Here is a 24,690-nt window from a genome sequence, read left to right on the forward strand (position 1 = left end):
GATTTATTTTTAATACTATTTTATAGGAGCAACCATGAAAATCGAACTGACCAACCAAACAGGCGGAGTCAAAGCCTTTCTATCGGGCTTTAAAACCGATGATGTCAGCGCTAAAATCGAAGCGTGCCGCAACGGTGCGTGCGAATGTGACTGCGATCCTGCTCTGATGCAAAAGATCGCCAAAATCGAACTCTCGACCGCCGAGGGTGGAACCACCATCACCATCGAGGGGGACGTCGATGCAGAGACCCTCGCACCGATGATGCAAGAATGTTTAATAGGAGACCACAAATGAAAATCGAAATTTTGGGAACCGGATGCGCGAAATGTAAAACTCTCGAAGAGGCGACTAAACAAGCGGTCGCCACAAGCGGGATGTTTGCCCAAATCGAAAAAGTCGATGATATCATGAAGATCATGGAATACGGTGTGATGAGCACTCCGGGACTCGTGATCGACGGAAAAGTCGTCAGTACCGGCAAAGTGCTAAGCGTGAATGAAATCATAGAGCTGATCAAAGCGCAGTAGATGGAAAGTTTCCTCTTAGGACTTCTCGAAACCCACGGAGCATTGGTATTTGCCGGAGCATTCAGTGTCGGAGCCCTAACCTCGATTGCCCCTTGCTCTATCATCTCCGTCCCGCTGCTGGTGGGAAGCGCACTGGGGATGAGTTCTCATCTCACAGCGCGAGAGAGGGTCGTCTTTACCTATCTCTTCTCCTTGCTGTTTGCGTTTGGGGTGACGGTGAGTTTTTCGATCCTTGCGTATATGGTGGCGAAAATGGGGTACTTTTTCTCCGTCGCACCGCTGGAAGCGTATATCGCCGGGGCGATTGCGGCCATCGCGATCGGTCTGTATTCTCTGGGGATACTCCCTGAGGTTATCGACAAATCGCGCTGGATGAGCCGTCTCATCACCCTGCGCTATGTGGGGGCATTTTTGATCGGGATGCTGTTTGGTCTCGTCTCCACCCCGTGCGCCTCGGCTCCTCTGGTGGCGATCATCACGGTGGCCTCCAATGCCCCCGATTGGTATGCCTATGCCCTTGTCCTCACCTTCGCGCTGGGGCATTCGCTCTTGCTTCTGGCGGCGGGGGTATCGGTGGGATTTGCCCAGAGTGTCGCCTCCAGCTCCACAATCGCGTTGATGACCGGATGGATCACCAAACTCTTCTCCTTTGCCCTGATCGGTATCGGAGTCTATCTTTTTACCCTTGCCTACGAGCAATTTTAAAGGATTATCATGTTTAAACTCATTTCACTTCTTGCTTTTTGCGCATCGTTATTCTCCGCCGAACTGCAACCGCGCCCGTATGCACTGGTCCTTCAAGAGATAGGCAAAGGGCAAACGGTTATGGTCGAAGCGGGTTCTACCAAATGCAATGCCTGTAAAGAGATGGGGGCACTGCTCTACCGTGAAATGGAACTCAACCCCAAACGAAAAATCTTTTTTGTCAATGTTGCAGAAGAGCGTAGCGCGGCGCGTGCTATGAAAATCCAGATGATCCCGACACAGATCGTCTACGATCCGCAGGGTCGCGAAATCGACCGTCATATCGGAGGGTTTACGACCGACGCTCTAAAACAGTTTTTAGCCAAGAATAAAATCTAGGAGAAATATATGAAAAAAATATTAGCGATTCTTCTGTTCGCAGGTTCACTTAGCGGCGAAACATTCGACCATTACCTCAAACGCTTCGATTACAATGAACGTACTGAAATGAAGATTAAAAGTCTTGAGGCCGTTGAACTCTATAAAATGGGAGAAGTTGAATTCGTCGATATACGTTTTAAAGAGGAACAAGCGATCTGGAGTTTTCCGTTTATGAAAAAAATACCTCTTAATGAACTGCCCGACCGTCTAAACGAACTCGATAAAAACAAAACGATCGTTACCGTTTGCCCTCACTATGATCGTGCTGAAATGGCCCGTATTTATTTGACTCTTAAAGGGTATAAAAGTCGCTATCTTACCGATGGAATGATTGGACTTGCGGGTTATCTGCGCGGAGATGAAGCAAAAGAGTTTATCGAAGAGACTAAGAAAAGATAGAAACGCTATTTTTTCCCTCTGCTTTTGCATTATAGAGAGCTTTATCGGCGCGTTCGAGCAATGTTTTCGGATTGATCCCCTCATGGTATTCTTCAAAACTAGCACCGATGGAAATCGTTACATAACCGTATGGAACATTTTCGGTATGTTCTATCTTTAACTCCTCCACATTCTTACGCATCCGCTCGGCGATGGAGAGCATTTGAGCTTCATTGTCAGCTGAGATAATTACGGCAAACTCTTCGCCCCCTAAACGAAAAGCATAATCCCCTTTACGCTGAAGGGAGTTTTCAATCGCTTTTGCCACTTTTTGGAGGGCGACGTCTCCGGCGTTATGTCCATAGGTATCGTTATAGCGTTTAAAATGGTCTATATCGAGATAAAGAGCCCCAATTGCATGTTCATCAAACTGCTTGTCCATATTCGCAAATATCTCGTCAAATGCCCTGCGATTTAATAATCCGGTAAGCGGATCATTTTTATTGATCTGTTCAAGCCGTGCAATATACCCTTGCATCTGTTCCAAGAGCTGCGAAAAACTCCCAGCCAAGAGGCCAATCTCATCACTTTGCTCTTTTGATGGGATATTTTTCGGATTTAATGTACCGAAGTCCCCTTTCAAATATTCAGAAAGGCTTTTAATCGGTCGGACGATATTGGCCGACAATAGCCCAAGAACAATAAGAGAAAGTGCCAATGCGATGATCGATTCCATGATAATATCATCTAAGATTCGCTGACGAATCGATGCGATCTCTGAGATATCAAAGGCTAAGTGTACCGTTCCGCCGTTTTTATTATCGGTTTTCAAAGCAATATAAAGTCGTTTTGCTTCAAAATCGACCGTCGTGTCAGATGTTTTTAAAAAAGGTTCCATCTGGTTTGCCATTTGAGCACTCATGTGACGATCATGGAAATAGGTACGCTTCATATCCTCTAAACGTGCGATTAAAAATTCAATTTTGACCTTGTCGGTCGAGGGATTACTCAAACGTTCCTTGAGCGAAGCGATCTGTGATGATGTCTGTTGTTCAAAATTTTGAGGATATGTTCCTCGCCAGAGTTCCCCTTTTTTCTTATCATAGTAAGCTTTATAATGAGCGGAAGAGTAATCGCTTCTCCCCTCAACCATCATCATGAGGAGCTTATGGTTACGTTTGAGTTCATTGACAAATTCACCCATTTGGAGGTTTGCATAGTTTTCTCCCGCAATTGCGTCTGAGCAGGTGCTGACGATGGCGTAAGAAGAGGCAGAGTGAACCTGGACGATGTTCTCTTTATACTGCTCGATTTGATCGTTGTAATGTTTATAGGAAAGCCCGACTATCAGTACAATGACCAAAAAAAGATGCGAAACAAAAATCTTTGTCGTTATCGAATAACGGCGCATTATTTAAATGCACCGATGATAGGAACCGCACACGTTCCGTTTTTACAGATATCGGCATATCCTTCATGGCATCGATAGCACGCGTCGATCGAGAGGGAAGGATGGGTACCGCTGATATCTTTGCCTTTACGGTTATAAATACCATACAAAGGCTGCCCCGCTATATGCTCCGTCACGAAGATAATATCCTGATCCTCATAAATTGCAACCGCAGTGATTCCGTCGCTGTAAGGACCGTGTTTTTTGTATTGAGTCAATTTATTTTGGGGGATAAAGATATTAAGCTTTGTACCCTGACCGTTATTGATCCAGTTGTACATCTTAACCGTCTCTTGAAGAAACATCGGGGTCTCTTTGGGAAGGACCACATCTTTTCCTGGAATGACACTCTCTTTGACCAATACCATCGATTTGATATTTTTGGGGAAAGTGGCTTGGGATGTGCCCCACGAATGAGTAACAAAAATAAGAATAAGCACTATAAATTTTTGGATCAAAACACCCTCACCATTACATGTTTTATTTAAAAGTATTATATCCTATTGAGAACTTATTATTTATTTTCATCCGTCACTTTTTCGATGATCACCCTCACTCTGTACCGATGTTTGCCTACAGCGTCGATAAAGAGAACTAACCGCTACGATAGGATAGAATTCTTTTAGACGAAAACTCAGAAAAAAGAGTCCTATGCGAATATTATCGCTGAACAAAAATATTGTCGCCCTCGGTGCCAACAGTTTTTTTACCGATTTCTCAACAGAGATGATTCTCCCCCTGCTTCCCCTCTTTATGGACCGATTTTTACATGCCAGCAAAAGCGAAATCGGTCTTATCGAAGGGTTGGCGGAATTCGGGGTTGCCATCTTGATCGCCCTTTCGGGATTTTATTCAGACCGGCTGGGAAAACGCAAAGGGCTGACGGTTTTCGGATACGGGATGTCCAATCTCATCAAACCCCTCGCTTTTTTTGCCCAGACGACGACGATGATCGCCGCTGTCCGTATCGGAGACCGTCTGGCCAAAGGTGTCCGCGTCGCTCCGCGTGACGCGCTGATCAGCGCCTTTACGACCAAAGAAGCAAGCGGATTTGTATTCGGATTTCATAAGATGATGGACGGAGCGGGCGCGCTGGCCGGGTCATTGACCGCATTTGGCGTATTATGGTTTTGGGGAGAGAGCGAGGAGACATTCCGAAGTATTTTTGCCCTCAGTCTGATACCGGGACTGATTTCGATGGCGATCCTCATTTTTTGGGTGAGCGATGCCCCCTTTACCCCCAGACGTGAGCGGCGTTTTCGCCCTGAGGCTCTGCCGACTCCTTTTTATTGGCTCGTCGGCTTTCAGAGCCTTTTTAGTCTTGTCGCCATGAACTACTCCTTCTTTCTCCTCAAAGCGGGAACCAACGGTTTTGCCCTCGCCATGATCCCTCTTGCCTATGCCCTTTATAATCTGACACAATCTTTTTTTGCCATCCCCATCGGCAAAATGGCAGACCGTTACGGCAAACCGGCACTGCTGGCGTCGATATACGTCGCATTCGGACTTGGCACTCTGTTCATGGCATCGGGAAGCATCTGGGGAACATGGATCGGATTCGGAATCTACGGTTTTTTTGCGGGAGGGTTCAATGCCTTGGCCAAAGCGATTATCTCCGATACGGCGCCTCTGGAGCTGAAAGCAACGGCATACGGTATCTATTACACCTCGATAGGATTTGCGACGCTCGCCTCGCTGAGTATCGGAGGGATCATCTGGGATCGTGTCGGAAGTACATTTTTATTTGAGTTTTCTTCAGTCTGCGCCCTTGGGCTCGGATTCATTCTGTTTCAAATGCGTCACCGCATTCATAGCATGACGCACGAATAAGGGTCAATGCCCTCCCATGACTTTCTCGATCTCCGAGGGTTTGTCATGGACTCCGAATCGGTCGATGATCGTACGCGATGCTTCATTCTGCCCGATAACTTCAACCTCTTTGCCCTCTTTGCGGAGTTTGATCACCGCTTTGTCCAACGCATAGACGGCGGATATATCCCAAAAATGGGCGCGCGTAACATCGATGATGACGTTTCGGACCTCTTCTTTGTAATCAAAGGCATCGGCGAAGCGGTCGGCTGAGTTAAAAAAGATTTGTCCGACAAATTTATAGACACGGGTACTGCTCGTCTCTTCGTACGATTTTTCCCAGTACATAAAATGGCTGATCTTGTTCGCGAAAAAGAGCGATGCGAGCAATACGCCGCTGAAGACGCCCAGAGCGAGGTTGTGGGTCGATACCACGACGATAACGGTCGTGAGCATCACCACATTGGTCGACAGAGGCAAGGTCTTAAGCCCTTTGATCGATCCCCAGTTAAATGTCCCGATAGAGACCATGATCATCACCGCGACCAATGCCGCCATCGGTATGATCTTGATCAGGTCACTCATAAAAACGACCATGATCAGAAGCAAAACCCCGGCGATCAGCGTCGAAAGGCGTCCGCGTCCGCCGGATTTGATGTTAATGACCGATTGGCCGATCATTCCGCATCCTGCCATACCGCCGATACATCCGGTTGCGATGTTCGCTATCCCCTGCCCTTTGGCTTCACGGTTTTTATCACTGTCGGTATCGGTCATATCATCCACGATTGTCGCCGTCATAAACGACTCCAGCAATCCGACCGCCGCCAGTGCCGCCGAATAAGGAAGAATAATCGAGAGCGTTTCCAAATTGAAGGGAACCTGCGGCCATAAGAAAATAGGCAAAGTATCGGGCAAAGCACCCATATCCCCGACGGTTCGTACATCGATTCCCATCCATACGACGACAGCGGTAAGGACGACGATATTAACCAGCGGCGAGGGGATGAGCTGACCGATTTTCGGGACATAGGGAAACAGATAGATGATCCCGAGACCGGCAGCCGTCAGAGCGTACACATGCCAGGTCACGTTGGTGAGTTCGGGCAGCTGTGCCATAAAGATCAAAATAGCCAAAGCGTTCACAAATCCGATCACGACGGTACGGGAGACAAAACTCATCAACGAACCGAGTTTCAAATAACCCGCAGCGATTTGGAGCACACCGGTCAAGATGGTAGCGGCCAAGAGATACTGCAATCCATGCTCTTTGACCAGCAGAACCATCAGCAGTGCCATTGCACCCGTGGCGGCTGAGATCATCCCCGCACGCCCTCCGACGAATGCGATGACGGCTGCGATAGAAAACGATGCATACAGCCCCACTTTAGGGTCAACCCCGGCGATGATCGAAAAAGCGATCGATTCGGGGATAAGGGCTAAAGCGACAACAATACCGGCGAGTATGTCCCCTCGGATGTTGCCGAACCACTCTTGTTTGGTTGACATCAATAACATAATTCTCCTTGTTATGATCAAATATGCAAAAACCGCTCTTAAAAAACCGTACTGTGTAATGAAAACCCAAACGAAGAAAGATTCGTAAAAGAGGAACAGAAGGATCAGTGTGCAGAAAATATCTAAAATAATAACGCAGAGAGCGTTAGAGACTGATTAACTCCCCGCAAAAAGTGCTAAACTACGCACAACTATTTTGTAAGGGATTTTCGCAATGTTGCGCTCGATTCATGACTCTTTGCAACCTAAGATTGTTTCACTTTTCAGACGCCAAGGCTACAGCAGAGAGGATTTTTTTGCTGATGCTATAGCAGGGCTTGCCGTTGCTATCGTCGCGCTTCCTCTCGCCATGGCAATCGCTATCGCTTCGAATCTTCCGCCTGAGCGGGGTCTGTTTACGGCTATCGTTGCCGGCTTTTTGATCTCGGCGCACGGCGGGAGCCGCTACCAGATCGGCGGGCCGACAGCCGCATTTATCGTGACGGTTGCGACGGTCGCTATGAAACACGGATATGAGGGGCTGGTTCTTGCGACCATTATGGCCGGAGTCATTTTGATGATTATGGCATTCGTCCGCGCCGGGGAGATGATTAAATTCATCCCCTACCCCGTGATTGTCGGATTTACCTCCGGGATTGCCCTTTTGATCGCCTTTTCCCAGATCCGGGATTTTTTCGGTCTCTCCATCGCCACGATCCCACCCGATTTTATCGACAAGTTCGGTGTCTATGTCGCCCATCTGCATGAAACAAATATTTTTGCCGTTATCGTCGCCCTCGCTTCGATCGCGATTATCCTAGCCGCCAAACGCTATATCCCCCATATCCCCGGCCCCATTATCGTCGTTATCCTCTCAGGACTCGCCGTATGGGCTTTTGGCCTTCCCGTCGAAACGATCGAAAGCAGATTCGGCGCGATTCCCTCGATGCTTCCCACCCCCGTTTTGCCGGAAATCACGTTTGAGAAGCTTCGGCTCTTGCTCCCCGATGCCATCACGATCGCCACCCTGGCCGCCATCGAATCCCTCCTCTCCGCCGTTGTTGCCGACGGTATGACCGGAACGCGCCATAAATCCAATGCGGAGCTTTTGGGACAAGGGGTCGCCAACATCGCTTCAGGTATCTTCGGCGGCCTCCCGGCCACCGGAGCTATCGCCAGAACCGCCACCAATATCAAAGCGGGGGCAAGAACTCCGATAGCCGGAATCATGCACGCGGTATGGCTGTTTATTTTTATGCTTCTTCTCGCCCCGCTCATCGTCAAAGTACCTCTCGCGGCATTAGCGGCGATTTTGATGGTCGTTGCATGGAATATGTCCGAGATCAAACATGTCAAAGAGATCATGAATGCCCCGAAAACGGACCGTATCGTCCTCTTGCTGACCTTTGTGCTGACCGTTTTGGTGGATCTCAATTTCGCGATTCAAGCGGGTATCGCCCTCGCTTCGATTCTCTTCATCGATCAGATGATGAAATCTACCCAGATTCGGGCCGTCTTGAGCGAAGAAGACGATCCCGACTCGATAGCCCACAAAATCATTCCCCCGCAGGTTGAAGTCTATGAGATCCAAGGGCCGCTCTTTTTCGGGGTTGCCGAGAAACTCGTCGATACCCTGATGCTTTTTGAAAGACCGCCGAAGGTCTTTATTTTACGGATGCGGTATGTTCCGCTGATCGATGCCGCCGGACTCCATGCATTGGAAATATTGCACGAGCGTCTTTCACACACCGATACACAGCTCATCCTCTCCGGGGTTAACGCTCAGGTGCACCGGTTTATCATGGCATCGCATATCGACGAAAAGATCGGTCATGCCAATATCGTCGATCACATCGACAAAGCCATCCTAAGAGCCAATATCATCGTAGGAGAGACACAGAAATGAAAATAATTTTATTCGGGACCGGATGCGAGTTGTGCAGAGAAATTGCGGGGAACATTGAGGAAGCGATTAAAACCGTTGACTTCCAGGTTGAGTTTGAAAAAACATCGGATATTTCAAAAATGCTCTCCTACGGGATAAAAAGTACCCCATCGGTAGTGATAAACAATCAAATCGTATCTATATCTAAACCTCTGAGCAGCGATGAGATGATTATCCTGATCAACGAGAGGAACAGCTCAGAATATCCTGCGTAAGCAACTCTTCAAAGACATTCGCCTGAACCGGTTTACGGCATTGGAAATGAAAAACAAATAGCGTTATGTTACAATTCAGATATGAAAATACTTTTATTGCTATTCGCTTTTTTTCTCCATCTCAACGCTTTTGAATTGCAAGAAAACTATGAATTCGAGGACCCCGTCATCCATTCTCAAGATCTGTTCCCGAATATCCCGAAGAGTTTTGAGATTCTTAAAATACCGGAGGGGAAAACACAGTATCGGATCGATGCGCAAGTCATTGCCAAAACGTTTGAACTCAACGGCATTATCATTGAGCTGGGCAAAACACGTTTTGTCAATTTTACCAAACGCAGTGCCGTCGATTTCAGTACTCTCAAACTTCAGCTTGAATTGATGCTGATCCGAAAATACCCTTCCATCCAAATCGATGAAATCACGATTCTTCCCAGAGGCTACCTCGAATCTTTGGGCAAAGAGACACGTGGGGTATTTGATGAGAGGTTTTACCAGCATCCGAAAGGGACCTTTTATATTCTGACCCGCGAGGGGGTCCGACGCTACCTTGATTACTCCGTACAAGCAACTTTGCCGGTTTTACATACGAACCAAAAAGTATCCCGAAAAGAGCCGTTAAGCGGTTTTAATACCATTCTCAAGCCGATTCCGCTTCAAACATTCAAGGACAAACCGCTTACTTCCCTCCCCGATCATCCATCGCGCTTCCGCTCGGTCCTAAAAGCCGGTCAGGTTTTAACCCTCCGGAATATCGAAGAGGTACCGATGGTTTTGAAAAATGAAAAAGTGATCGTCGAGGTTCGAAACGGGATGGTCGTAGTGGAGTTTGTGGCTACCGCTACGCAAGAGGGGTTACTCTATGATATTATTACAATCCAAAAAAGCGACGGCAAACGTGCCAAAGCCAAAGTGACAGGAGAAAAACGGGTGGAACTTCAATGAAAATAGTCGTCGGAATCAGCGGGGCAAGCGGTGCGGCTTTGGGTCTTAAACTCGTCCGTGCCCTCCCTCCCGAGGTACAAAAACATCTGATTGTATCCGATCACGCCACGATTGTATTGGAAAAAGAAGAAAACCTGACCCTCCATAAGAATGATGAGATCTGGGCTTCGGTCGCTTCGGGATCATACGGCGCCGATGCGATGATCATTACCCCGTGCAGTATGAATACCCTCGCAAAGATTGCCTGCGGTATCGCCGATAATCTGATCACCCGTGCCGCGAGCGTGATGATCAAAGAGCGTCGTACTCTGGTGCTCGCTCCGCGCGAGATCCCCTTTTCGCCGATCGCATTGGAAAACATGCATAAGCTTTCGATGATGGGGGTGATCATCGCCCCGCCGATTTTAGCCTATTACGGCGATCAAGAGGACTTGGAGTCGATGGAAAACTTTATGATCGGCAAGTGGTTCGATCTCCTCGGTATACCAAACGATCTCTATAAACGCTGGAGTGATCACAATGCATAAAATTGCCCTTTATCCGGGAACTTTTGATCCGATAACCAACGGCCATTTCGATATTATCGAACGGGGGCTTCGCCTTTTTGACGAAGTGATTATCGCCGTTGCCGATTCTCGCGATAAACGCCCCATGTTTACCCTCGATGAGCGGGTTGAGATGACCAAACTCGCCGTCAAAGATCTTGAACGCGTGCGGGTCGTCGGATTTGACAATCTCACCGTAGAACTGGCGAACACCCTCGGTGCGACCGTTCTGATCCGGGGGCTCCGTGCCGTGAGCGATTTCGAGTTTGAGCTTCAGTTGGGATATTTAAACAATTCTCTCGATCCGAATATCGAAACGGTCTATTTGATGCCGAAACTCAAACACGCGTTTATCAGCTCTTCCATCGTGCGCAATTTGTTGAAATTCAACGGAAAGACGGAGCATCTTCTCCCGATCCCCGTACAGAATGTCATCTGGAGTATGAAATCATGTACGCTGCCGGAGGCCACACCATGTACGTAGCCATAGAAGGGATCGATACCGCCGGCAAAAGTACGCAGATTGATGCCCTGCGCACCCTTTTTCCCGATGCTCTGATTACCAAAGAGCCTGGTGGAACCGCCGTAGGTATGGAGATCCGGAACATGGTTCTGCACGGCAGCCTTACGAGCAAGACGGCCGAGCTGCTCCTCTTTTTGGCAGACCGCGCCGAGCATACCGAATCTATCATATTACCCAATATGAATAGATTGATCATCAGCGACCGTTCTGCCGTGTCCGGCATGGCCTACGCCAGTGTCCAAGAGCTGTGCGACGAATCGACGCTGGTAATGCTCAACCGTCTTGCGACAGGCGGGACCTTGCCGCATTGCGTCTTTATTCTCAAACTGACCCCGGAAGCACTCGCATTTCGCCTCAGCCAAAAAGAACACGATACGATCGAAGCACGGGGTATGGACTACCTTTTATCGATCCAGGATGCCCTTATCGCTGCGGCGTATGCGCTGGGAATCAAAACCTATGTAATCGATGCGACACAATCTATCGATACAATTACGAATGAAATTACTACCCTTATCAAAGGAGCCTTATGATCCAATCTTTGCGCGGAATGAACGATATCCTCGTCGATGATTATGAACGATTCGAATATTTTTTAGCCACTGCTTCCACCATCGCCAAGCGATACGGATTTCACTATATCGAAACTCCGCTGCTGGAAGAGACGGCCCTGTTTAAACGTTCCGTCGGAGAGTCCAGCGACATCGTGGGCAAAGAGATGTATCAGTTCACCGACAAAGGGGGCAATGACGTCTGTCTTCGTCCTGAGGGAACCGCCGGTGTCGTAAGAGCTTTCATCCAGCAAAAGCTCGACAAAAAAGGGGGCATCCACCGTTTCTACTACCACGGACCGATGTTCCGTTATGAACGTCCCCAAAAAGGGCGTCTGCGGGAGTTTCATCAGTTCGGTGTCGAGAGTTTCGGCGTAGACTCGGTTTATGAGGACGCGTTGATGATCATGATGGTCGCCGATATCCTCAAAGCTCTGGGGATCGGCTATCGCCTGAAACTGAACTCTCTCGGAGATCAGAACTGTATGCCCGCTTACCGTGAAAAACTGATCGGTTTTATCGAGAGCTGCGATGATGCGATCTGCGGTGATTGCCAGCGCCGCAAGATAACCAATCCGATCCGTGTTTTGGATTGTAAAAATGAAGCTTGCCAGATTTTGTATGTCAATGCTCCGAAGCTTTTGAACAACCTCTGCGACGGTTGCCAGAGCGATTTTGACACCCTCAAAACGATCTTGGACAACCATGCGATCGCATATGAGATCGATACCAATCTCGTACGCGGTTTGGATTATTACTCCAAAACGGCATTCGAATTCGTCAGCGATGACATCGGGAGCCAAAGCGCCATCGCCGGCGGAGGACGCTACGACCGTCTGATCGAGTTTCTGGATGGGAAATCGACCCCTGCGGTAGGCTTTGCCCTCGGAATCGAGCGTTTGATGGAACTGATCGTTATGCCCGAGAGTGTACGCGAAGGATATTATCTGGGAGCGATGGATGCCGAAGCCCTCTCCCCGGTTCTTTTGTGTGCCGAAAAAGTGCGCCGATCCCAAAAAGCGGTCGTCGAATACGAACCGCGCTCTCTCAAAGCACATCTCAAAGGTGCCGATCGTATCAATGCCCGCTACTGCGCGGTCATCGGAGAAAACGAACTGGCTCAAAACAGTATCTGGGTCAAAGATTTAGTCGAAAAGACCGAATCTCTTGTCCCTTTGGAAGATTTTTATGTATAAAGGAGATGTAGTGAAAACGTACGGAATAGATATTTGGGGCGAAAACAACTTTATGATCGACCAAGGGAAGATCAAAGTCAACTATAAAAGCTCCCCGTCATTGCTTGAAATCACGCAGCAAATACGTAAAACCAATCTTCGCGGTCCGCTTATTCTCCGATTCCCGCATTTGATCAGCAAGCAGATCGAAGCTCTGTATTCGAATTTTCGACGGGCAATTTTCGAAAATGATTACACCGGTAATTTTCATGCCGTTTTCCCGCTCAAAGTCAACCAGTTTCCCGAAGCCGTTGATGCTATCGTTGAACTCGGCGAAAAATACAGCTACGGTTTGGAAGCCGGTTCAAAAGCGGAATTAGCCCTTGCCATGGCGAAAACTCCGCTCGGTTCTCCGATCACCGTTAACGGTTTTAAAGACGAAGAGATGGTGACCTTGGGCTTTATGGCCGCTCAGATGGGCCATAACATCACGATCACCATCGAAGGTTTGGGCGAGCTGGAGTGGATTATCGATGTCGCCCAGTCGTGTAATTTAAAAGTCCCGAAAATCGGTATCCGTGTCCGTCTTCAGTCCGAGGGGAGCGGTATCTGGGCAAAAAGCAGCGGTATGAGCGCTAAATTCGGTCTTACCTCGACGGAGCTTATCGAAGCGATGCTGATGCTCCAAGAGAACAACATGCTGGAACATTTTGCGATGATCCACTTTCACATCGGTTCGCAGATGCAGGATATCGCTCCGCTGAAACGGGTATTGCGCGAAGCGGGAAATATCTATGCGGAACTCAAAAAAATGGGTGCCGACAACCTCGGTGCCATTAATATCGGGGGAGGTTTGGCCGTCGAGTATTCACAGCACACCTCGACGCGTATGCGGAACTATACCCTCGAAGAGTTTTCCAACAGTGTCGTCTTCCTGCTCCGTGAGATCATGAATGCCAAAGGGGTTGCCCATCCCGATATCTTTACCGAATCGGGCCGTTTTATCGTCGCATCCCACTCCGTGTTGATTGCTCCGGTTCTGGAGCTGTTTTCCCATGACTATCAGGTCAAGTCCCTGAAACTCAAAGAGAACAATCCTCCGCTGATCGAAGAACTGCGGGAACTGAATTCCCTCCTCTCGCCGCGTACGTGTATTGAGTATATGCACGATGCCCTCGACCATATGGAATCCTTGCTCACCCTCTTTAACTTGGGCCACATCGATTTGCAGGACCGTTCCAATGCCGAGATTTTGGTGCATCAGATCATCAAAAAGTCCCTCTACCTCTCTCAGGACAACCCAATGCCGGAAATCGAGCGGCTTCAGGTCAAGCTCCAGGAGCGCTATTTGATCAACAGCTCTATTTTCCAGAGTATCCCCGATTACTGGGGACTGCAGCAGCAATTCCCGATTATGCCGCTGGATCATCTCGATATTCCTGCGATCCGCGCTGCGAGTCTGTGGGACATTACCTGTGACAGTGACGGGGAGATCCGTTTCAAACCCGAAACCCCCCTCTATCTGCACGACATCGATTTGGACGAAGAGGAGTATTTCCTCGCATTTTTCAACGTCGGTGCCTATCAGGAGACATTGGGGATGAACCACAATCTCTTCACCCACCCGAGCGAATGTACCATTCTCATCAACGATACGGGATATGAGATCGAAAACTTTACCGAGTCGGACAATGTCCTTAATATCCTCGAAGATATCGGCTATGACGCTTCTAAACTTCTAACCAACCTTAAAAATAAACTCGCTTCCAGCGATTTTAGGACAGAAGAAGAAAAAAGTGATACACTTCAAAAACTAGAAATGTACCTCTACCAAAACGGGTACCTGCGAACCACTCGATAAGGATTGAATTTGGGACTTTTTTCAGAAATAGCCGAAGATTTTTCGAACGTTTATAAAAACGACCCGGCTATCAGCTCTCGAATTGAACTCTTTTTTAACTATCCGGGGGTCTGGGCTATCTTTTGGTATCGTATCTCCAATCGTCTCTACCGCAGCGGCTTCCGTTCAATTGCTCGTATCCTGATGGGGATAAATCAGCTTTTTACCAATATTGATATCCATCCGGGTGCGACGATCGGCCGACGTGTTTTTATCGACCACGGCTTCGGTGTCGTTATCGGTCAAACAACGGTGATCGAAGATGATGTCCTCATTTATCAGGGGGTAACCCTCGGAGGAGTCAGCCTTATCGCCGGCAAGCGCCACCCTACGATCAAAAGCGGTGTCGTTATCGGTGCCGGAGCAAAAGTGCTCGGTAATATCACGATCGGAACCAACTCTAAAATCGGAGCGAACTCGGTCGTTGTCCGCGAAGTCCCCGATAACAGTACCGCTATCGGTATTCCGGCGCACGTCATCCAAAAAGGGCGGGATAAAGATCCCTTCAGCCATAACAAACTTCCCGACATCAACAAAGAGATGTTTGAATACCTTCTCCGCCGTGTTGCCGTCTTGGAACATTATATGGTTCAGGACAATACGGAGATTTTGGAACAGGATCTGCAGCTTGAAAACATCTATGAATCGTTTATCAAGGCTATGAAGAATTGATACCCCTCTATCGCGCTGCTTTCTTTACAGCATTAAGCGCGATAACGGTACTCGCGGTTATCCCTGATTATTCGTGTCTCCCCTCTGCCGTCTCCATCAGCGATCTCCTCAACCATTCCATCGCTTTTAGCGTATTGACGCTCCTCTATCGCCTCTCTTTTTCCCACACCTGGAAACGTATCCTCGCGTCATTGTTCGCCTATGCCCTTTTGATCGAGCTGGTGCAAGCTTTTTTGCCGACACGATGTGCCTCTATCGAAGATGTTGTTGCGGACAGTGTCGGAATGGTGATTGGGTTGATAGTGAGTCGGCAGATCGTGAAGTCCGTCCCGACAAGGGACGATAGAGATTAGATTAAAAAAGCCCTGAGAGCGATCTGCCGAGGGCATCTTCCAGCACCGGCTGCGCTTCGGCAAAATCCAGATTGACTTTGTTCGCGGTACTCACGACACGGGTACGATAGGTTTTCCATTCGATATTGCCCCCCTGTATCGATTGAGCGACAGTGGTCGAGCTCCCCTGCTTGAGGGTAGCCGCCTGGGTCTGCTTGACGACTTCTCCCGCCAGCGGACGTTCACGGATCTGAACGTCGGTAATCATACTGTAGTAGGTATCATCGACCATCGCATCCGCGACAACCCCCACCGCTGCACCGATCAGCCCGCCGATAGCGGCATTGGAGTTGGAATTATGCGACGCATACCCGACTCCGGCACCCACCACCGCACCGCCGAATCCGCCATCCAATGCACTTTGTGATCCGCGCAAATCGGTCTTGCCGACTTGCAGTACGTTGACTTGAAGCATGTAATTGGCTTGCTGCGGGCTCTGCGTAACCGTATAGCCGCGCGATTGGAGCGACGCAATAATATTTTCTTTGACGTTCATCTCTTTATCGGACGTATTGCGTACATCCACAAATATAATCTTTCTATTCGGTTCGGCAGGCTCTAGGAATATCGTTTCCGACATTCTGGTCTGCACATCAAGGTTGCGTTTTTTAATGGCGGTATGTGCGGCGCCGCATCCGGTAAACTCGATGGCGACCAAACTGAACATTCCCGCCATCAACAGCGCTTTTGCTATTGTTTTGAATTTCATATCTATTCCTCCACAACATTAAATCGATACATTTTAAATAAAATAACCTTAAAAACGGACGATCACCTAATCCGTGTTATTCGGTAGGATTGATCGTCTCGATGACATCCAGTCCGAATCCGCTCAAACCTGCGAAATCGGATACTTTGGATTCGGCGATGAGGCGCATATGTTTTACCCCGAGCAATTTCAATATCTGAGCACCGATACCGTACTCTTTCATATTGATCTGCTGATGGTGCGGTTTATTGATAAAGAGCAACACGCCGCTGTTGTGCTTCAAATATTGGATCGTATCGATCAGATGGGCATATTTGCTTTGGTTGAGCAGCAAGTCGATGTCCGGGACGACATTATGGACTTTGACATTGGCCGTTTCGCCCGCTTTGTAGAAAACGATAGCCGTATGGCGGTTATTCTGATGATCGGCAAACTCGTACTTTTTAACATGGACGCCGAAAAATTCGATCTCGTCTTCGGATACGGTTTTGACCAACGTCTCATTGGCGAGACGGAATTCGACGATATCCGAAATATAGACGGTTTTCAGATCGTGTTTTGCCGCAAAAAGATCCAAATCATCGCGGCGCGCCATCGTTCCGTCTTCTTTCATGATCTCACAGATGACTGCCGACTCCGCCAACCCCGAAAGACGGCACAGATCGACCGAGCCTTCCGTATGACCGATACGTACCAGTGTTCCCCCCTCTTTGGCGATCAGAGGAAAGATATGCCCCGGCATCACCAGCTCAGACGCGTGAGAGAGCGGGTTAGCCAGGATCTTGATGGTCATATCCCGCTCATAGGTCGAAATACCCGTTGTCGCCACCGTAGCGTCTACGGAGACGGTAAACGCCGTTTCGTGCATGGACGTATTGGATTTGACCATCGGCTCCAGGCTCAGGCGCTGAGCGATCCCCGGATTGATCGCGACACAGATCAGCCCTTTGGCATGGGTAGCCATAAAATTGACATGATCCGGTGTCGAAAATACGGAAGCGTATACCAAGTCTCCCTCGTTTTCACGATCTTCGTCATCGACCATAATGACCATACGGCCTTTTTTAAACTCTTCGATCGCATCTAAAACCCGTTGGACTGCTGACATAAAAACTCTTTTGTGTAATATTTGGACTAATTATAAAGTAAAAGGGTTAAAAAACAATCACAATTGCCGCAATGCTCTTTTTAAAACAGTTTTGCAAAATTGTACTTGACAAAATGAACAAAAGTGTCTATAATTTCGGCCTCACAACACACAATGTTGGGGTATAGGCAAATGGTATGCCAACAGTTTTTGGTACTGTAGATTGAAGGTTCGAGTCCTTCTACCCCATCCACTTTTATACCGCGGAATAGAGCAGTCCGGTAGCTCGTCGGGCTCATAACCCGAAGGTCGTAGGTTCAAATCCTGCTTCCGCAACCAAACTAGATTTAAACTTCTACCTATAAAGATAGACATACAAAAGTAAACTTTTCATACCGCGGAATAGAGCAGTCCGGTAGCTCGTCGGGCTCATAACCCGAAGGTCGTAGGTTCAAATCCTGCTTCCGCAACCAACCTCCTGTCACAATCACTTTTGACTTTTTTCATTCACTTCTTCATCTTACTTTCATATTTTCATCATTCCGATTTTTCCCATTATTATCACACGTCGTATGCTTCGATCAACCAACTGCTCAATACTTTAAAGTGCAGAAATAATGATTGATTTAGACATCTTCCGTTATCGTACTGCAATAATGCAGAATAAGGATAGTGATGTTTAACACCGGTAAAATCAAAGAACTGACTGAGAAAAACAAACAGCTTCAAGACGAAAACGAAGCCCTTAAACGTTCCCTTAATGAAGTTCATGAATCTCTTAACACATGTAAATATGAGCTCAGTGAACTTCAAAACGACAAATCAACCAAAGTCCAAGATGAAATTCTATCGACCCTCCTCGAAAGCTATGGCGATGGAATGCACTTTTTGCAGGGGACGATGGAAGAAAACCTCAAAATGCTCGCCAACATCAACGAAGTCAACAACAAAACAGCGATACGCAGTGAAAAACTTCGCGAACAGACCCATTTTGTTGTTGAGTCGATCGATAATATCCAGCAAATGAGCGGTAATATACAAAGCGACACCGCATCGCTCAACGACAGCGTTCTCTCGATTGCCCAGATCATCAACCTGATCAAAGACATCTCGGATCAAACCAACCTCCTTGCACTCAACGCCGCGATCGAAGCGGCACGGGCCGGAGAACACGGACGCGGATTCGCCGTCGTTGCCGACGAAGTTCGCAAACTCGCAGAGCGGACCCAAAAAGCGACGCAGGAGGTCGAAGTCAACATCGGCGGCCTCAAACAAAATTCTACGGCGATGACGGAAGCGAGCGAAACGTTCTACCGACTTGCATCGGAAGTGATGAGTACCTTGGGAGAGTTCCAGACCAATATCGATTTTGTCAATAAAAACTCTCAGGATATCCTCAACCAAACGATCAATGTCACAAACGAAGTCAGTATCAGCAATGGAAAAATTGATCACATCAATCTGAAACTCCAGGGGTACAAATCCGCTCTTTACCATGAAAAAGCGAATATCAGCGACCATCACAGCTGCCGTTTCGGCAAATGGTTCTCGACGGAAGTGGTCACACTCCTCGGAAACGATCAACGGACGATCAGCGAAGTCGGACGTCACCATGAAAATGTCCATACGGGCCTTACAAAGATGGTCACCATTTTTTCAGAGGGCAAAAACCTCTCTGAAGGGGTCCAGATTCTCAAAGATGTCGAAAAATCGAGTAAAGAAGGGTTTGAAATCCTTCTCGATGCGATTCAGAAAAAACGGCTTTAAATTATCGATGCCGCTTTATTCTTCCCTTTAAGCAAAAAACCATTATTGTACGGTAAATAATATTTTTCGCCAAAGGCACGCGTTGAGGATTCTCCATTTCTCCGACACCCATTTAGGGTTTAACGATCTTGAGGTCGTCAATGACTCCGGAATCAATCAGCGCGAAGCCGATTTTTACGATGCCTTTTCCCAAGTGATCGATGCCATTGTGGCGGAAAAACCCGATTACGTCATCCACACGGGCGATCTTTTCCACCGCCCTCACCCCTCCAACCGCGCCATCAGCTTTTGTCTTACGCAGCTCAAACGGCTCAGCGTCGCATGCATTCCGACGATCATCATCGCGGGGAACCATTCCACCCCCCGCACCCGTTCCGCATCCCCGATCCTCGCCGCACTGCGGACGCTCGATCATATCCATCCCGTATTCGAAGAGGCGTACGAGAAAGTCGCGTTCGATGATATAACCTTCCACTGCATCCCCCATATCAACGACGAAGAGGGCAATCTCGCCGCGATCGAGGAGTGCGAAGCCTCGGTGGATGAGAACAAGCGCAACATCATGATGCTCCACTGCTCCGTCGGTGCGCAGTTTATGATGGAGGAGTACGGCGAGCGGGTCTACCCCAGAGCAAAAGAGCCCCTGTTTGAGAAAATGGACTACGTCGCCCTCGGACACTGGCACGGCTTCGGAAGCGTCGGCAAACACCCCAACGTCTATTATGCCGGTTCCACCGAGCGGACCAGCAGCGCCGATGCCCGCAACGACAAGGGGTATGCCCTCATTACCCTAGGTGAGAGCCTTGATGTGACGTTTCACCCGATCACCCTGCGCCCCAGCCACCGCCTCCGCATCGATGCCCAAGCATCAGCGGATATATTCGAGGAATTACGCTCACTCGCCACCTCTTTGGACGTTGAGGGAGCGCTCCTCTCCATCACCTTAGAGAACCTGAGCGCCACCCAATCCATCGACATTGCCAACCGCGACATCGAGGGATGCTTCCCCGAGGCCTTGAACGTCCAAATCCAGCGCAAGTTCCGACGGAGCGAAGCCTCCGCCGCGACGGAGAGCGTCAACGCCGCCTCTTTGCAGGAGTATTTCGGCGCCTTTTTGGAAGAGCAGACCGCCACGGCAGAGGAAGCCGCACGCCTCAATACCAAAGTCGCGGCATTGTTCGCACGCTATGACGAGGTGACCCGTGACGCTTGAATCGCTGAAACTCCATAACTTCAAACGCTACGCCGAGTATGCAATCACGTTCGAGAGCGGTCTGTGCGGTATCCTCGGACGCAACGGACGGGGGAAATCGACGATCTTTGACGGCGTCTTCTTCGCCCTGTACGGCGAGTACAAAGGTTCCAAAGAGCTGATCCCGACCGCCGGAACCACAGGGGGCGTCAAAGTCGAGCTGAACTTTGAGATCGAGGGGAAAAGCTACACCGCCATCCGCGAATTCCGGGGCAAAGCCCTCACCGCCTACGCGACCCTCAAAGAGGGGGATGAGAGCATCGTGACGGGTGCCAGAGAGGTGACGACCGCCGTGACGAAACTGCTCGGGATGGGGAAAGAGGCGTTTTTGCACACCGTCTTCGCCTCCCAAAAAGAGCTGACCGCCCTCAGCTCGATGAAAAACGACGAACGCAAAGCGATGATGCGCCGACTCCTCGGTCTGGAGAAGATCGACAAGATCGAAGAGATGATCCGCGAGGAGCTGCGCGAACTCAACCGCGATATCAAAAGCGCTTCGGCGTTTCTGCTGGGCGAAGAGGTACTCAAAGCGCACCGGGAGGATCTGAAAACCAAGAGCGAAACGGCCCTCGTCCTCGAAACCCGTATCAAACAGCTCGGAGAAGAAGCTGCCGCCCTGAAAACCGCCTACGAGAGTTCGAAAAGTGCTCTCGACACCCACCAAAAAGCCAAAGAAGAACGGCAAAAGAAAGTCGAACAGCTCGACAAGCTTCAGCAAGCCCTCGCACTGGAGCAAAAACAGCTCACAGCCCTCGATGAAGAGCTAAAGACCCTCCACGCCCAGCAGAGCCGCTACACGTCACAGCTCCCTCTCAAAACACGCTTCGAAACCCTCGAAAAAGCGCTCACCGAGCAAGAGAGCCTCAAAGCCGCGTTTCTGAAAAAAGAGGGGCTGGAAAAAGAGCAGGAAGAGCTCCGCAAAAGCTACACAGAGCGAAAAGAGGAAGTCTCCCAGCTCACGAAAGAGATCGCACCGCTCGAAGCGCTGAAAACGCAGCTGACACAGGAGCAGGCTCACTTCAAAACCCTCAAAAGTGCGTTCGACACCCTCAGCGAGCAGATCACCCGAACCACCGCCGAGATCACCGCCAACCGCACCAACATCGCCGGCGTTCAGGAAAAAGTGTCCCGCATCACCGAGCTGGGTGCCGAATCCGCCTGCCCCGTCTGTACCCGTCCGCTGTTAGAGAACTACGACGCCGTCCTCAGCTCGCTCCATCGAGAGATCATCGACGTCTATCAGCGCCAGATCGACGAAGCGCAAAAGCGTCTAAACACCCTCAACGAGCAAAAGACCCAACAGCAAAAAGCCCTCAGCGAAGCCGAAACGCGCCAAAGCACGACCGACAAACAGGTCGCCCTGCTCCTGAGCAAGACCCAAGACCTCGCCAAAGCCCAAGAGCGGTTCCGTGAGGTCGAAACGCGCGGACTGGCGAACAAAGCCGCCCTTGCACAGCTCGTTAATATTATTTACGATGAAAAAGCGCATATTGCCCTCAGAGCCGAGCGCGACACCCTGAAACCACAGGTCGACGCCCTGCGAGCGCTCGAAGCCCTCATCGCCACGATCCCCGCCAAAACCGAGGCAGCTCAGAAGCTCAGAGTACAGATAGAAACCGACACCCAGAGCATCGCCGCACAGCAGAAGCTCATCACCGAGGACACCTACAGTGATAAAGCCCACGCCGATGCCGCCGTCCATGTAAAAACCGCCGAAACCGCCAAAGATGCCAAAGGGGTCGAACTCAACGCCGCCGTACTGGAGCAGACCAACATCCGCCGCGACATCGAAGCGATCGACAAAGAGATCAAACGCGACGAAGCACAGCGCGCTTCCCTCAAAACCCGTGAAAACGACCGTGACGACTACGAGAAACTCAAAGCGGTGATGAGTGAGTTCAAAACCCACATCAACGCCCGCGTCGCCCCCCGCATCGGCGAAGTCGCCAGCGACATGTATAGCCGCATCACCCGCGGACGCTATCAGCACATCGAGGTCTCTCCCGAGTTCGACTTCTACATCTACGACGACGGCGAACGCTACCCCATCGAGCGGTTCAGCGGCGGAGAGATCGACCTCGCCAACCTCGTCCTGCGCATCGCCATTTCCAAAACGCTGGGGGAACTCAGCGGCGGCGGCAATATCGGGTTTTTGGCATTCGACGAGGTATTCGGCTCCCAAGACGAGGAACGGCGCATCCAGATTATGGAAGCGTTTCACACGATCAGCGAATCGTATCGGCAGATATTTTTGATCTCTCATGAAACGGAGATCAAGGAGATGTTTGAGCGGGTAGTTGAACTTTAAAAGGAAATGAAATGAAAATCAAGTCACTAACTCTAAAAAATTTTAGAAGTTACCGAAACATCACGATCAATTTTGATAGCGATATGAATGTATTAATTGGAAAAAATGATGTAGGCAAATCTACAATTATGGAATCACTCGAAATCTTTTTTAATAATGAATTAGTAAAATTGCAGCAAGATGACTTAAATCTTGAAGCACAGAGTCTTGGCGACACCATTGTTCAAATACAAATATCATTTTTAATAGAAAGCACAGATCGAATTATTATAGATACATCATTTCCAACAAACTTGTCAGATGAATTTTTACTTGACAATGAATACCTAACTTTAATTAAAGAATGGGACTGTTCAAAACCAGTTAAAGCCACAAGTATGAAGTATTATCTGCAATGCAACTATCCACAAGTATGGGAGAATGAACCACTTTTAACATTAACACAAGCAAAATTGCGTACTAAAGTTAAAGAGTTAGAAAATATTTTAGATGAAAAAACTTATAAAGAAATCAAACTAAATGCAAATGCACCTATGCGTCAAGCATTACATGATTATTTACTCACACAAGATCAAAAGGATGATTTGGTTCCAATTACGCTTGATTTAAATAAAGGTGATGACACAAAAAATCTTAAAACCAATATCGATCAAGTATTACCTCTCTTTTTTCTATTTCAATCAGACCGAGCGAATAGGGATAGTGATAAAGACGTCCAAAACCCTTTAAATATTGCTATTCAAAAAGCATTAGAAATTCCTGATATCAAAAATAAACTTGATGAAGTCGAACGCTTAATGAAAGATCAAATTACATCTATTGGCAATGCCACATTGGCCAAATTGAATGAAATGGATTCATCAATAGCTTCGACATTAACTCCTGACTATTCAAAAGAGCCTGAATGGAAGTCTGTATTTAAATTTTCATTTACAGGTGATGGAATTCCATTAAATAAACGGGGTAGCGGGGTTAGGCGGCTTGTGCTTTTAAATTACTTTCGAGCAGAAGCTGAAAGACAGATTGATGATCGTATAAATAAAAGTGTTATTTATGCAATAGAAGAACCAGAGACTTCTCAGCATCCTGATTACCAAAAAATGTTAATTGAAGCTATATTAGAACTTTCTGAACATCCACACCATCAAGTGATTATAACAACACATACGCCAAATTTAGCAAAAATGGTTGAAGCAAAAAATGTAATAGCTTTAATCCGAGATACAAGTGGAAGAATTATAGAGTTTACAAATGAAGATGAAATGCTTGAAACTGTCACACAATCTTTAGGAATCTTACCAAGTCTTGATCTTGAAAATGTTCAGAAAGTTAAAGTTGTAGTTTGCTTTGAAGGATATACAGACATTGAATTCTTTAAAAACGTCAACCAAAATATTCAAGAATATAAAGATATTATTGATGTAAATGATGAATCGATTTTAATGATTTTCCTAGGTGGAAGTACATTGGAACATTGGGTTAACAATCGATATCTAGAAAAATTAAATATACCTGAAATTCATATATATGACAGTGATACAAATCAAATTGAACCATCAAATAGAAATAAGTACCGTAAATTTATTAATAAGATCAATAGAAGACCTAATGCTGATTATGCTGTTGAAACAAAAAAAGCTGAGTTAGAAAATTACCTGCATCCAGAGCTTATCAAGGAAAAATATCAATTTGAGACAATTTATCATACAGGAAATCCAGATTGGTTAGAAGTTTGGTCAAATCAACTTAATATGGAACGTTATGTTAAAGAAAATAAAACAAATCAAGAACATACAAAAAAAGGAATTTTTGCAGAATTATCCAAAAAAATCACTAAAACACATTTAGAAGAACTTGAGGCTTTTGAAGAAATAGAAGAATGGACTAAAAAAATAAAAGAATTAAGTGAATTATAAA

At 47.9% G+C, this 24,690-nt stretch carries 25 protein-coding genes and 3 tRNA genes; 23 read left to right on the top strand and 5 right to left on the bottom strand.

Going from position 1 to position 24,690, the window contains the following annotated elements:
- The first annotated feature begins 34 nt into the window (after positions 1 to 34).
- Genes WAO38_RS09325 through WAO38_RS09345 form a run of 5 tightly spaced genes read left to right on the top strand, consistent with a single transcriptional unit; the run spans position 35 to position 2,052 of the window.
- A complete protein-coding gene (locus tag WAO38_RS09325) occupies positions 35 to 295 on the top strand; it encodes a hypothetical protein (protein WP_422236476.1) in 261 nt (86 codons plus the stop codon).
- On the top strand, positions 292 to 528 hold the full coding sequence (locus WAO38_RS09330; protein ID WP_422236478.1) for a thioredoxin family protein: 237 nt from the start codon (positions 292 to 294) through the stop codon (positions 526 to 528). The genes WAO38_RS09325 and WAO38_RS09330 overlap by 4 nt, the downstream gene beginning before the upstream one ends.
- Positions 529 to 1,233 (top strand): cytochrome c biogenesis CcdA family protein, encoded by a 705-nt coding sequence (locus WAO38_RS09335; RefSeq protein ID WP_422236479.1) that lies wholly within the window; start codon positions 529 to 531, stop codon positions 1,231 to 1,233.
- 9 nt (positions 1,234 to 1,242) lie between these two features.
- On the top strand, positions 1,243 to 1,611 hold the full coding sequence (locus tag WAO38_RS09340) for a thioredoxin family protein (RefSeq protein ID WP_299993428.1): 369 nt from the start codon (positions 1,243 to 1,245) through the stop codon (positions 1,609 to 1,611).
- Between the two features lie 9 nt (positions 1,612 to 1,620).
- Positions 1,621 to 2,052 (top strand): rhodanese-like domain-containing protein, encoded by a 432-nt coding sequence (locus WAO38_RS09345; protein ID WP_422236481.1) that lies wholly within the window; start codon positions 1,621 to 1,623, stop codon positions 2,050 to 2,052.
- On the opposite strand, the gene WAO38_RS09350 is transcribed toward WAO38_RS09345, so the two are convergent.
- Together WAO38_RS09350 and WAO38_RS09355 are read right to left on the bottom strand one after the other, a co-directional pair.
- On the bottom strand, positions 2,039 to 3,442 hold the full coding sequence (locus tag WAO38_RS09350) for a diguanylate cyclase domain-containing protein (RefSeq protein WP_422236483.1): 1,404 nt from the start codon (positions 3,440 to 3,442) through the stop codon (positions 2,039 to 2,041). The genes WAO38_RS09345 and WAO38_RS09350 overlap by 14 nt on opposite strands.
- Positions 3,442 to 3,921, bottom strand: coding sequence for a hypothetical protein (locus WAO38_RS09355; RefSeq protein WP_422236485.1), 480 nt, complete (start codon positions 3,919 to 3,921; stop codon positions 3,442 to 3,444). The genes WAO38_RS09350 and WAO38_RS09355 overlap by 1 nt, the downstream gene beginning before the upstream one ends.
- Before the next feature lie 211 nt (positions 3,922 to 4,132).
- Here WAO38_RS09355 and WAO38_RS09360 point away from each other — a divergent pair, with 211 nt between their 5' ends.
- A complete protein-coding gene (locus WAO38_RS09360) occupies positions 4,133 to 5,311 on the top strand; it encodes an MFS transporter (RefSeq protein ID WP_422236487.1) in 1,179 nt (392 codons plus the stop codon).
- A gap of 3 nt (positions 5,312 to 5,314) precedes the next feature.
- Here the strand turns inward: WAO38_RS09360 and WAO38_RS09365 are convergent, their stop codons facing one another.
- Positions 5,315 to 6,808 carry a SulP family inorganic anion transporter gene (locus WAO38_RS09365; RefSeq protein ID WP_422236489.1) on the bottom strand — a complete coding sequence of 498 codons (1,494 nt, stop codon included), beginning with the start codon at positions 6,806 to 6,808 and terminating at the stop codon, positions 5,315 to 5,317.
- Between the two features lie 214 nt (positions 6,809 to 7,022).
- Here WAO38_RS09365 and WAO38_RS09370 point away from each other — a divergent pair, with 214 nt between their 5' ends.
- From WAO38_RS09370 to WAO38_RS09415, 10 genes are all read left to right on the top strand, one after another.
- Positions 7,023 to 8,693, top strand: coding sequence for a SulP family inorganic anion transporter (locus WAO38_RS09370; RefSeq protein WP_422236491.1), 1,671 nt, complete (start codon positions 7,023 to 7,025; stop codon positions 8,691 to 8,693).
- Positions 8,690 to 8,947 (top strand): thioredoxin family protein, encoded by a 258-nt coding sequence (locus tag WAO38_RS09375; protein ID WP_422236493.1) that lies wholly within the window; start codon positions 8,690 to 8,692, stop codon positions 8,945 to 8,947. Before WAO38_RS09370 ends, WAO38_RS09375 begins: the two co-directional genes overlap by 4 nt.
- Positions 8,948 to 9,028: 81 nt before the next feature.
- Positions 9,029 to 9,892, top strand: a complete 864-nt coding sequence (gene flgA / locus WAO38_RS09380; RefSeq protein ID WP_422236495.1) for a flagellar basal body P-ring formation chaperone FlgA — start codon at positions 9,029 to 9,031, stop codon at positions 9,890 to 9,892.
- Complete coding sequence (locus WAO38_RS09385; RefSeq protein WP_422236497.1) at positions 9,889 to 10,419, top strand: UbiX family flavin prenyltransferase; 531 nt, start codon at positions 9,889 to 9,891, stop codon at positions 10,417 to 10,419. The genes flgA and WAO38_RS09385 overlap by 4 nt, the downstream gene beginning before the upstream one ends.
- Positions 10,412 to 10,921, top strand: a complete 510-nt coding sequence (gene coaD / locus WAO38_RS09390) for a pantetheine-phosphate adenylyltransferase (protein WP_422236499.1) — start codon at positions 10,412 to 10,414, stop codon at positions 10,919 to 10,921. The genes WAO38_RS09385 and coaD overlap by 8 nt, the downstream gene beginning before the upstream one ends.
- Positions 10,912 to 11,493: a dTMP kinase gene (gene tmk, locus WAO38_RS09395; RefSeq protein ID WP_422236501.1), complete on the top strand. Its 582-nt coding sequence runs from the start codon at positions 10,912 to 10,914 to the stop codon at positions 11,491 to 11,493. Before coaD ends, tmk begins: the two co-directional genes overlap by 10 nt.
- On the top strand, positions 11,490 to 12,707 hold the full coding sequence (gene hisS, locus WAO38_RS09400) for a histidine--tRNA ligase (RefSeq protein ID WP_422236503.1): 1,218 nt from the start codon (positions 11,490 to 11,492) through the stop codon (positions 12,705 to 12,707). Before tmk ends, hisS begins: the two co-directional genes overlap by 4 nt.
- A gap of 10 nt (positions 12,708 to 12,717) precedes the next feature.
- Positions 12,718 to 14,547 carry a biosynthetic arginine decarboxylase gene (gene speA, locus WAO38_RS09405; RefSeq protein WP_422236505.1) on the top strand — a complete coding sequence of 610 codons (1,830 nt, stop codon included), beginning with the start codon at positions 12,718 to 12,720 and terminating at the stop codon, positions 14,545 to 14,547.
- A gap of 9 nt (positions 14,548 to 14,556) precedes the next feature.
- Complete coding sequence (gene cysE, locus WAO38_RS09410; protein ID WP_422236507.1) at positions 14,557 to 15,258, top strand: serine O-acetyltransferase; 702 nt, start codon at positions 14,557 to 14,559, stop codon at positions 15,256 to 15,258.
- On the top strand, positions 15,255 to 15,611 hold the full coding sequence (locus WAO38_RS09415) for a VanZ family protein (protein ID WP_422236509.1): 357 nt from the start codon (positions 15,255 to 15,257) through the stop codon (positions 15,609 to 15,611). The genes cysE and WAO38_RS09415 overlap by 4 nt, the downstream gene beginning before the upstream one ends.
- Before the next feature lies 1 nt (position 15,612).
- Here the strand turns inward: WAO38_RS09415 and WAO38_RS09420 are convergent, their stop codons facing one another.
- A complete protein-coding gene (locus WAO38_RS09420; protein ID WP_422236511.1) occupies positions 15,613 to 16,359 on the bottom strand; it encodes a complement resistance protein TraT in 747 nt (248 codons plus the stop codon).
- Between the two features lie 76 nt (positions 16,360 to 16,435).
- Positions 16,436 to 17,467, bottom strand: coding sequence for a bifunctional 3,4-dihydroxy-2-butanone 4-phosphate synthase/GTP cyclohydrolase II (locus tag WAO38_RS09425; protein WP_422236513.1), 1,032 nt, complete (start codon positions 17,465 to 17,467; stop codon positions 16,436 to 16,438).
- 157 nt (positions 17,468 to 17,624) lie between these two features.
- On the opposite strand from WAO38_RS09425, the gene WAO38_RS09430 reads away from it, so the two are divergent.
- From WAO38_RS09430 to WAO38_RS09460, 7 genes are all read left to right on the top strand, one after another.
- Positions 17,625 to 17,699 (top strand) — tRNA-Gln (locus WAO38_RS09430).
- Positions 17,700 to 17,708: 9 nt separating this feature from the next.
- A tRNA-Met gene (locus WAO38_RS09435) sits at positions 17,709 to 17,785 on the top strand.
- Positions 17,786 to 17,842: 57 nt separating this feature from the next.
- Positions 17,843 to 17,919, top strand: a tRNA-Met gene (locus WAO38_RS09440).
- 202 nt (positions 17,920 to 18,121) lie between these two features.
- Positions 18,122 to 19,213 (top strand): methyl-accepting chemotaxis protein, encoded by a 1,092-nt coding sequence (locus WAO38_RS09445; protein ID WP_422236515.1) that lies wholly within the window; start codon positions 18,122 to 18,124, stop codon positions 19,211 to 19,213.
- An 82-nt stretch (positions 19,214 to 19,295) separates the two neighbouring features.
- Positions 19,296 to 20,426: a metallophosphoesterase family protein gene (locus WAO38_RS09450; RefSeq protein WP_422236517.1), complete on the top strand. Its 1,131-nt coding sequence runs from the start codon at positions 19,296 to 19,298 to the stop codon at positions 20,424 to 20,426.
- Positions 20,416 to 22,773 (top strand): AAA family ATPase, encoded by a 2,358-nt coding sequence (locus WAO38_RS09455; protein WP_422236519.1) that lies wholly within the window; start codon positions 20,416 to 20,418, stop codon positions 22,771 to 22,773. Before WAO38_RS09450 ends, WAO38_RS09455 begins: the two co-directional genes overlap by 11 nt.
- Before the next feature lie 11 nt (positions 22,774 to 22,784).
- Entirely contained in the window at positions 22,785 to 24,689 is a 1,905-nt protein-coding gene (locus WAO38_RS09460; protein WP_422236521.1) for an ATP-binding protein, read from the top strand.
- Position 24,690 lies beyond the last annotated feature (1 nt).

It is taken from the genome of Sulfuricurvum sp. (genome assembly GCF_049277495.1).
In the GTDB taxonomy this organism is placed as follows: Bacteria; Campylobacterota; Campylobacteria; order Campylobacterales; family Sulfurimonadaceae; genus Sulfuricurvum.